At 64.0% G+C, this 10,322-nt stretch carries 6 protein-coding genes and 1 pseudogene; 1 reads left to right on the top strand and 6 read right to left on the bottom strand.

All coding sequences use genetic code 11. The features are described 5' to 3' along the window. Positions 1-402: 402 nt before the first annotated feature. From FL583_RS30305 to FL583_RS30300, 3 genes are all read right to left on the bottom strand, one after another. Positions 403-1,047, bottom strand: coding sequence for a hypothetical protein (locus FL583_RS30305; protein WP_142708277.1), 645 nt, complete (start codon positions 1,045-1,047; stop codon positions 403-405). Between the two features lie 939 nt (positions 1,048-1,986). Next, complete coding sequence (locus FL583_RS40460) at positions 1,987-2,145, bottom strand: hypothetical protein (RefSeq protein WP_170323945.1); 159 nt, start codon at positions 2,143-2,145, stop codon at positions 1,987-1,989. Between the two features lie 144 nt (positions 2,146-2,289). Beyond that, on the bottom strand, positions 2,290-3,867 hold the full coding sequence (locus tag FL583_RS30300) for a recombinase family protein (protein WP_142708276.1): 1,578 nt from the start codon (positions 3,865-3,867) through the stop codon (positions 2,290-2,292). A gap of 414 nt (positions 3,868-4,281) precedes the next feature. Between FL583_RS30300 and FL583_RS43340 the strand changes: the two are divergent. Then, positions 4,282-5,191: pseudogene (locus tag FL583_RS43340) on the top strand (transposase). 179 nt (positions 5,192-5,370) lie between these two features. Here FL583_RS43340 and FL583_RS30290 read toward each other — a convergent pair. The 3 genes from FL583_RS30290 to FL583_RS30280 all read right to left on the bottom strand — a co-directional run bounded on the left by FL583_RS30290 (position 5,371) and on the right by FL583_RS30280 (position 10,305). Continuing rightward, entirely contained in the window at positions 5,371-6,735 is a 1,365-nt protein-coding gene (locus FL583_RS30290; RefSeq protein WP_205752587.1) for a sugar transferase, read from the bottom strand. A 730-nt stretch (positions 6,736-7,465) separates the two neighbouring features. Next, positions 7,466-8,827, bottom strand: a complete 1,362-nt coding sequence (locus tag FL583_RS30285; RefSeq protein WP_142708274.1) for a tyrosine-protein kinase domain-containing protein — start codon at positions 8,825-8,827, stop codon at positions 7,466-7,468. Then, complete coding sequence (locus tag FL583_RS30280) at positions 8,818-10,305, bottom strand: hypothetical protein (protein WP_142708273.1); 1,488 nt, start codon at positions 10,303-10,305, stop codon at positions 8,818-8,820. The genes FL583_RS30285 and FL583_RS30280 overlap by 10 nt, the downstream gene beginning before the upstream one ends. Positions 10,306-10,322: the final 17 nt, after the last annotated feature.

Here is a 10,322-nt window from a genome sequence, read left to right as displayed (position 1 = left end):
CGGAGAAGCGTCATAATCGGATTCATGTCGCAGGGCAGACGACCGAACGACCGAGTGACGAAGCGCCGCCGCGCCGCCGCCCGGACGGCCATCGCCGTTGGTCCAATCGCAGGCGCTCTCTCCGGCTGGAACCAGATGCCGACTGCGTCGCAGGTCATAGCGCTTTTCCTTGCCAGCTTGACCGCTGTCTTAGTCGCTCTCTGGTCGCGACTTGATGACAACTCCGCCTTAAAAAAAACCGTTGCGTGCCTACTCAACTGGCGGTACCGCCAGTTGAGTTAGCCATCGGCGGGTGACCGCCGGGCTCAACTGCATAGAACGGCAGAAATCTTTCATTTACAGCAGTTCTGCTGTACGGGACACACCGTCGAGAGCGCGTCCGGTCGTGCTCCTGCGTCGGCGTTACGACGCGGCCGGGGCGATGCTGCCGGACTCATCGCGGCCGATCGGTCGGTGAGAGTCGACCAGGCGCGGCCACATCCACCAGGACGCGGGACCCATTCGCAGCCGGGCCGAGTGTGCTTGGTGCAGCCTGGTCAGCTCCCGCAGCGCCATGTACGCCGCATCTCTGGACGAGTGCAGCGACACCGCGACCGGTACCGGCCCAGAGGCCGACGCCATCCCGGTCACTTGCAGCACGGTCACCGATAACGGCGGGAGCGCCGATTCCCGCCGAGCCCGCGCGGACACGACGCCGGTCGGGGTGGCGCCCATCTGGGTCAGCGTTGCCTGATACGACGTCGAGAGCCCGAGTTCGGTCAGCCGCTTGTGCACGTCGTGTTCGACGTAGCCGAAGTGCGCCGCCACGACCGGCAGCGCTTCCCGATCGGCCCACGCCGTCCGTAAGAGTTGGTCGTCGTCCATCGACCAGTACACCCGCCGCTTGGCTCGCAGCGAGCGCCGCCAGTCGTAGTGACCGTCCCCGCGCTGCAACCGGCGGACCGTCCACTCAGCGGCCAGCGATCGGGCGAGCCCGAGTTCGGCCGGGCACATCGCCGCGAGCTGAGCCCTGATACCGGACGACGAACGATCATGCACCGTCGCCAATTCGCTTATGCTCCGACCCGCTCGGACCCCGTCGACGAGTTGGACGTTCTCCTCATCCGTCCAGCTCGATCCGCGCCGAGAACCCCCGCGGATTTGGTTGCTCTCGTCACCGGATCCCGAGCCGTCGATGCCATTCGGTTCAACACCGTTGGGTTCGTCGTCGCCGGGGGTTGCATGCCTGCCCATCGTCCTCTTCCTCTCCTGGTCGGATCGCACCTCCGTTCGCTTCCGTGAATGGGCAGGCCCGCAGCAGGGGCGGCCAGCGCAATAGCGCGAGGACTCATCGAGTGAATAAAGGCAACGGATTCCCTCGGGCGCTCTGAGAGCAGCAGGGAAAGACGCGGTACGCCGCCGGGGAACCGCCCGGTTGGGGGTGACCGTGAGGAGTGGTGTGCTCCCGCCGCCCATCGACCCGGGCAAGCCGAGCAGCCCAGCACCGGGGCCGCCCACCGACCGGGCAGCACGTGACAGGACGAGCTGTCAGGGGGCAGCCCCGCCGCTGGCCCGCTCCCTATCGGCGGGACGACGGCCGACGGGAGCACACCACCGGGCCGCCGTCTGTGCAGCAGTCGCCGCACCAATCCAACAGCCGGCCGAATTACCCCGAGCAGCGCGACGACGATCACGACCAGGTCGAGCGCACTGAGGCCGGTCATGCCGCGCCCCGCCATCGCTCAATCCCGGTACTCGCCGGAGCCAGCAGCCGCCGCAACGTCCGCACCTGATCGGCAGTCGGAAACGGAGCCGCCGCCGCAGTCTCCGCCGCCCGACGCGCGTTGTACGCATCCACGCACCAGTCCCGGTCATGGCAGGCCCGGCAATCAGCAAAGCGCGCACTCCGACCGCCACCGCAGGCACCCGGCGAGCCCTCATCCGTCGAGCCGACGACCCCGCCCAGGTCGCCACCGTTCTCACGACAGCCAGTCACGCCGCGCCTCCTCACCTCACGACCGGCCAAGTCAGAACCGCAAGAGTTGGCATCGAATGGCACGGCAGCAGCGCGCCCGCATCACGCGAGGAAAGAAGAAAGATGTTCGGTCCGCTCAGCACGCGGACCAGCAGGAAAGCGGATTCGCGCAGCAGGCGAATCGCGGACACGAGACCGCATCACAGCGGCCCGGAAATTTGGCAGCGGCTCTACCGCAGCGACCCTACGGGGTCATCGATCTTTGCCCGCCGATCGGAACAACCGCCCGGCAATCGCGGGAACAGCACTCCACACGCGACCGGCACGGGGAAGGTTCACGCCGACCGCAATACCGCCCCAGCCTCGGAGTCCGTCCCGGTCTCTTTCTCGGCATCCGAGCCCGTGCCGTCGTCAGGGTCACCGAGTAGCCACGTCCAGCGCAGCCGATCCGCCACCGGAACCCGCCGACGCCCCCCAGCGGGCATGACCTCAATCAGCGCCACCGTGCGCAGCAGCGTCCGACGCGCCACCACGTCCATCCCCGCCCACGCTTCGGCCGCACCTGGACCCGTCCGGCCCCGCAACACCGGGTCCACGCTCACCGCCTCCGCCGCAGCTTCCGCCTTCTCGATCTCCGCTTCGAGGCCCGAAGCGATCACCGCGAACGACGCCGATTTGATCTTTCCCGCCGCCGCTTGCGCCACGAAGCCCTGGAGTTCCGAGCGCAGCCGCTCGACCTCCGCGCGTGCCTGCACTGCCTGCCGATCATCGGCCGCGCCCCGCAGGCTCACCAGCTCATCCGCGCGGGTCAGCCACTGGACCACCACGTCCTCGACGTAGGCCTCCGTGGCCGCGTAGTTCACCCCCACGCAGCCCCGTTCCGTGCAGTGCAACGTGTGCACCTCCCCGTCCTTACGGGTCGCGCCAGTCGGACCCCCGCACACCCCGCACTTGAGCACGTACGACACCAGATGCACCCCACGACCCGGAAGCGACTTCCGCCGCGCCGGATCGGTCAGCACCCGATGCACCGTCCAGAAATCCTCCGCATCCACCAGCGCTTCCCAGCAGTCGGTAGCCACGACCTGATCGTTGTGCAGCCGCTCACCCAGATACGCCCGGTTGAGCAACAGCCGCCGGATAACGAGCTGTGTCCACGCCCGCGCACCCCGAGGCGTCGGAATCCCCGCATCGTTGAGTTCCCGAGCCATCCGCGAGAGCGTCTTACCGCCCTTCAACCCCGCGAACAGTTCGGCCACCACACCGGCAGGCGACCACTGCACCACCGTGCCATCCACCCCGACCGTCGTCCGCAACTCCGTATCCGGTTCCTGCCGGACGAGCTTGCGAGTCTCCGAGTCGTACAACCGCCGGTATCCGTAGGTCTTCGGTCCGGCCGGACGGCCCGCATTCGCCGCCGTTCCCTTGCCCCGCCTCACGCGTGCGGAGATCAACTCCGCTTCCATCTCCGAGCCCACCGCCTGATACCCCAGCAGCGCGCCCTCCATCGGGTCCGCCAAGTCATAAACGCGGCCCGCGATCACCCACAACACGCCCCGTTCCCGGCAGACGTCCCGCAGGTCCGCGAACACCGACAGCCGACGCTGCGAGCGTGACAATTCCGAGAACCACAGGACGTCAACTTCCCCCCGCGTCACCAGCTCCATCAAATCCACGAACCGTTTACGGATTTTCTGTGCGAACCGCGACGCGGACAGGTTGTTATCGATGAACACCTCATCCCCGACCAGCACACACCCGTGACGCTCAGCCCACGCCTCAGCCTCATTCGCCTGACCGGTGACCGACTGCTCGCCGTACGCCCGCGACGCCCGCGCATACGCCCCAACCCGCAACCCCCGTAACGAGGCCGGATCCCCTGTGTACCGCGCCCTACCAGGTGTTTTGGTCATACCTCAATTATGTAGGGGTTTTAGAGATACCGCTACGACAACTCGTACGACTACTGCAACGACTACTCGTACGACGACTACTGCCGCCCGCGCCGGCGTCACCACAAGCGTCGTCACCACAACGACTGCTGGGACTACACCTACTAGAGACTCACGCTCGTCCGTGAGCGGCCTGACTCATACTCTTACTGGCCTCGATCGACCCCTCGCGCGGAGTTTCGTGCCGGGGGGGTTTCGGGTGTCTTGCTGCAGATCCGTCGTCTGCTCGCGGGCAGCACCCTCGCGGTGCCGGCCGGGAGGGTAGTGACCTCAGAGGAGCCTGATCGCAGCAGGTCCCCTCTCAATCTTGTCCACCCGCCCGGCCGGCATCGCGACCCGTTTGCCGCCGAAGGCGGAGGACCGCGCGTGACCACCATGACCGAGGATCCACGGCGGCGTCGAGTCGTGATCGACGTCGACACTCACAAACAGGCCCATGTCGCGGTTGCGCTGGACGCGATCGGCGGACGACTGGACCACCGCTCGTTTCCGGCTGACCGGGCCGGCTATCAGCAGCTCCTGGAGTGGGCGACCAGCCTCCAGACGGGGATGAACGACGCGGAGCTGCTGTTCGGCATCGAGGGCACCGGCAGCTACGGCGCCGGTCTGGTCGCGACGATCCGCCAGGCCGGGCACCGGCGCACCATGGAGGTGGAGGTATCCCGGCCCAACCGGCGGGTCCGGCGTCCGCGCGGTAAAGACGACGCCCTGGATGCACTGCGCGGGCTTACGAACCGGGCCGGTCACCACCGTGACCGCCGCCACCCGCCACACCCTGCGCGCTCTGGGCCGCCGCTGGCAACACCTCGACGCCGAGATCACCGAGATCAGCGCCCACAGCAGGCTGCTGGCCCAGCTCACCCAGGACACCGCGCCCCAGCTGACCGACGCCTACGGCATCGGCCCCGACACCGCCGCGACCCTCCTGGTCACCGCCGGAGACAACGCCGGCCGCATCCGGTCGGAACCGGCCTTCGCCCGGCTCTGCGGCGTCGCCCCGATTCCCGCCTCGTCCAGCAAAACCACCCGCCACCGCCTATCCCGCGGCGGACACCGACAAGCCAAGGCCGCGCTGCACCGCGTCATCATCACCCGCCTCCGCAGCCACGAGCCAACCCGCGCCTACCTGCAACGACGCACCCTCGAAGGCAAAACCCGACGCGAAATCATCCGCTGCCTCAAACGCCTACTCGCCCGCGAAATCTGGGCCCTACGCCGCCCACTCCGCACCGCCGCCCACACCTCACCCACTCCAACTGACGAACATAGGAGCATCGGCAGCTGAACCCCACGGCAACGAACGAGGCCGGAGTGCGCAGCGCACTCCGGCCTCACCGCTTCGGTGCCGCAGGCCCTGTCACCGGGGTCATGCCGCTTGGCCGCAGCCACGAACAGCTATCGTTTCAAGAGCCGCCGGCGGCCCCTCCCCCAGATGGGTTGCACCGAAGGGCCGCCGGCGACTGGCTAATACGCCCCCGAAGAGCGGACGACCGCCAACGCAGTCCGGAGCAAGATCACCAGGTCGAAGCTCAATGACCAGTTCTCCACGTACCTCAGGTCCAACCGAACCGAGTCGTCCCACGACAGGTTCGACCGCCCGCTGACCTGCCAAAGCCCGGTGAGCCCCGGGATGACGGCGAGTCGCCGCCGCACGTCGTGCGCATACTGCGCAACCTCCCGAGGCAATGGCGGCCGCGGCCCAACAAGGCTCATGTCGCCCCGGACCACGTTGAGCAGCTGAGGCAGCTCATCGACCGAGAATCGCCGCAGATACCTACCAACCCTAGTGACCCGCGGGTCGTCCTTGATCTTGAACATCAGGCCGCTGTGCTCGTTCTGATGCTGCAGCTCAGCAAGCCTCTCCTCCGCGTCGGCGTACATCGAGCGGAACTTGAACAGCCGAAACTCTTTGCCGTCCTTCCCCACCCGTGTCTGCACGAACAGCGCTGGCCCTTTGCTGCTGAGCCGAACGACAAGCGCGGCGATAAGCAAGATTGGTGAAAGGAAGAACAGCAACATTCCGGCGAGCACGACGTCAAACGCCCGCTTCACCACCCGCCGGGCGCCGGTGAGAGCAGCGGGCTCCACGTGCAGCAACGGAAGCCCGTCAACGGGCCGGATGCTCGTGCGGGGCCCAGTGATGTCGAGCAGGGCGTTGGCCAGGACCAGATCGACGCCAGTTCCCTCGAGATCCCACGACAGCGCGCGCATCGCCGCCGGATCCATGTCAGGGGAGGGCAACACGATCAAGGTATCCGCACGGGATTCCAGGATGGCGACGATCACGTCATCAAACGATCCGTATACCGGAACCTCGATGCCTCCGGGCGCATTTGCCGCCTCATCAGCAGGTAGACAACAACCCACGACACTCATCCCGTGGTACGGCTCCCGCCGCAACTGCTTCGTGAACGCCTGGACCTGGCGACCGTAGCCCAGAACAACGGCGCGATGCATGCAATCGCCCCGCGCCCGACGTCGGTTGAGCCCCAATCGCAGCAGGTACCGCAATCCCAGGTCCAGTCCGAGCACCAACGGCATGGACAACAACACATATCCACGAGCGAATGCCGTGTTTGTACAATAAGCGAAAACCGCGATCGCGGCAGTAAGAAACACTGCGGCGTTCAGAACCCGTCGGTACTCCTCGCCTCCAGCAAACAGGAAACGAGTCTCGTATGTGCGGTTCATAAGCAGCGCAACCACCCAGGCAAGCGGAAGCGCGACCGCCGCCGCCAGATATGGCCAGTTCGCCGCCGGCACCTGCCCAAAACGAAGCAGGTACGCCGCAAGACCCGCAGCCAGTCCGACCTGTAAGTCAACTGCCACCAGTCGTACCACATACTGACGCTGCCAGCGAATTGCCCTGGCGCGCCCCTCGACTGATCCATCGGAACGGAGCTTCTGCAACTCTACCGTTGTGGCCTCAATCGCCTCATTCGTAGAGCCACGCTGAGGTGGGACAGATGCAACCGCCGCCGCCCCCTCGGCACTTGAGTATCCGCACACGAGCGATGGCTGGCCACGACTCGCCGTCATCAGCTAACCGCCTGCATGAGCACACGCCCACCTACGCGTGACACCTAAACTACCCCCACGTCGCGTAACAGCTATGGCGCCCGACACCTAAGCCTTCTCGGCCTAGCTCCCCCCGCCGGACCTACCACTCACCGTAGGCCGCATTTGTTAAAAGCGCGCGAACTAGGCGTCGTCCGTTCAGGTGCATTTCGCGCGCCAGCCGGATCGGCGAGTTGCCGCTGCGGACGGCCGCCCTGGTCAGCCCACGTCCCCAGAACACTGAGCCGGCCACCGCAACCGCAACGGATGAAGCAATCACGTCACTCGCCACTAACGGTCAATGGGGTCTGTTAGGTGGTCACGCCTCGTTTCACAGCCAAGAAGGATCTTCAGCCCGAGTCTTTTGACCACCAGGCCCTGGACATCGTTCAGTTGAACCCGCGCCTGCAATCGAACAGCGGGACAGCCATATTTAGAGGTTGCCGGAGGCAAACGCAGACCGCACAATTCATCACCGGGCGGCGCGTAGCTCGTCCGGCAACTACGCCCCGGAGACCCCGTACACATCAGAGTAGTACGAATGCCCAGGCTCCCTCTGTACCCGGTTTGCCACGACGCCTAGAATCTGGCTACCCGTCGCGCGCAACGCTTCTACCGAGCTAATGATCTGGTCAGATCGCGTCTTGCCAACGCGGACGACAAGCAACGCCCCATCAGTTGCCTGCGCTAGAAGTGCAGCATCGACTACTGGAACGAGCGGCGGCGAATCAAAGATCACCGTGAATCCATCATCTACCAATGCGTCTACCGTGTCAGAAAGACGTGTAGACCCGAGTAGTTCGACCGGGTTTGGCGGGGTCGGACCTGAAGGCAGGATAAGCAACGGCAAGTCATGTCGCCACCTCTGCGCGGCGTCGCTTACCGCGACATCGCCGAGAAGCACGCTCGTCAATCCCACTCCGCGCGATAAGGCGAATAGGTCCGAGAGTCGTCCCCTGCGAAGATCCCCATCCACCAGAATCGTGGGATCACCCGCCTGCGCCAGCGCCACCGCGAGGTTCGCCGCGGTCGTGGTTTTCCCCTCGTCTGGAACTGAGCCGGTCACAACGAGGCTTCGGATCTTCCTATCGACCGACAGAAAGCGGATGTTCGCCTGCAGTCGTTTGAAAGCCTCGGCACCAAGCGTCGGATGTTCTGATGGCAATAGTAGCGAATGCGAATGCATCGCTGTGTCCTGCGGGATCGCGCCCAATATCGGCGAACCAGTAAGATCCGCTGCAGCATCTCTAGAGCGAACCGTCTTATCGAAGGAGTCGCGCGCGATTGCGATCCCGCCCCCGATCGCAAGACCTAGCGCTAGACCCACACTAACACTGAACTTTTTTCTGGGCGCCACGGGCCCCTGAGGGATCTCCGCTTCCTCCACTACGGAAATCTTCACGGGCGAGACAGCGGAACTCGGCGGCCTTTCGATATCTTCCACCAACGAGATGAATTGTTCGCCTACCGCCTTCGCGATGTCGCGAGCACGATTCGGAGAAGAATCTCTGACGGCGATTTCAAGAATCACGGTGTCCGGCGCGGCCGTAGCCGACACCATCTTCGACAGATCGGAGACAGATTCGCCTAGACCCAACTTCGCGACCACCGGGCCAAGAACGGCCGGACTGGACACGATATCCGCGTACGATTTCACACGCTGTTGGGTGAAGTTGCTTCCTTGATTCAGCTGGTTTCCGTCTGACCCAATACCATTAGTTGACACAAACAACCGGGTGTCACTCTGATAGATTGGCGTCTGCATATACGAAAGCGCCGCGGCGGCGCCGCCGCCAAGAACGACAGAGAGGAGTAGCATGATCCACTGCCGACGGAAGGCGTGAATGTACGGAGTTAATGCCATAATTTCCTCTTATCCACGAATGCCGAGGCGCCTGCACCATAGCCCCGAACATTGCTTCCGCTCGAACACCGCACCACATCACGCGCATCCGGCATGCGATCAGCGTCTAGTCCGACGAGGACGCCGACGATTCCGAAAAGTAGAACGTTTGTCGGCGCTGCCGAGAACACCGGTGCGGCTGCAGACTCAACGATGAACTGCACAAACCAACCCAGCGCCGTCAATCCTAACCATCGCTGCAACCCCGGCGACGCGCTCGTGTGAAAGCCGCGGACACTGCGGAAGATCGAGGCAAGACCTAAGACAAAGGCAATTGCGCCGAAAACGCCCGCCTCGCCGAGCAGCGCAGGCCACGAAGTGTCGGTGAGAAAATGATTGCTATCGGGCGTATTCCCAAGTCCCCAAATCGACTCATAGCCAAGCTTCACATACTCGGGACTGTAGTGATCTCGGGCTAGCGCGGTCCCAAATCGAGAGAATCCGGCTCCAAAGGGAAAATGCTGAACCGCTACTTGCCACGAATCGACGGTCAGAACAATTCGGGCAGCCGCCGTTGGATCTGAATATTCGAGCCGAGTGTAGCTAATTACATCCGATACGGTGCCCCATAGCGCAAACAACAACAGCGGCCCCGCTAGACCTAAGAGGGAAATTGCGGCACCGCGGGAAACTCGCGTTTGCAGCGTTGACACAGCAGCAACTATCCCCAGAATCGACTTTCGCCGGAAACTTAGCAAAGCCGCGACTGATGTGACGGCCACGCCAAACCAGATCAAGGGGCTCGACCGAACTTCCTTGGCCCAAGCGAACAGTCCGATTGACAGGAGGCTCATGACAATACCGAAGTCGCCCGGGTGCGGGAGTGGCCCGATTAGAGAAGCCACTGGGCCGCGATAGTCAGGTTGCAAAAGGCCGTTGGTCATCAAAGCGTACCAATGCGCCGGCAGCACCATATTGATCAACGCAGTAACCAATGACACGACGACAACCACAAGTCCGCCCTTAGCGAATATAGCCAGATCCGAAGGACGCCAGTCAACCTGCGCAAGAGCGTATCCAAACAAGACGCCTTTTACGACCAGAAATGCTCCTTGAACCGCTAGACTAGCCGCGACGCCGTTCAGGTGGGCACTTAGTAGGCCAATTGCCACGAAAGCCGAAAATGGTAATAGCCCAGGGTATCTTCTAAGCCGCTCGCCGCCAGCGAGCCTGTGTAGCGGAAGCAGCGTCGCAACGAGGACCACAGCCAACTCATCCAGATACCCGAACACCTCCACACCCGTGGCCCGCGGTACTTCGCGTGCGGCGTAGACCATAAGAAGCGCGGCGAGGACGAGAAGCTTCGGCCGGAATAATGTTGGGACAAATAGGACTGCAGCAGCAACCGCGATGGCATAGATGGGCGCAACCCCAGCCAGCGTACCGATGGCCGCAGCGGCGACCCCCGCCGATGCAAACCATGCGGCGATCGACTTCATTTGGCCATCCCCGCTCC

Source organism: Cryptosporangium phraense, assembly GCF_006912135.1.
GTDB classification, from domain to species: Bacteria; Actinomycetota; Actinomycetes; order Mycobacteriales; family Cryptosporangiaceae; genus Cryptosporangium; species Cryptosporangium phraense.
Note: the sequence above shows the minus strand (reverse complement) of the source record. Positions and strands in the feature narration are given on the sequence as shown.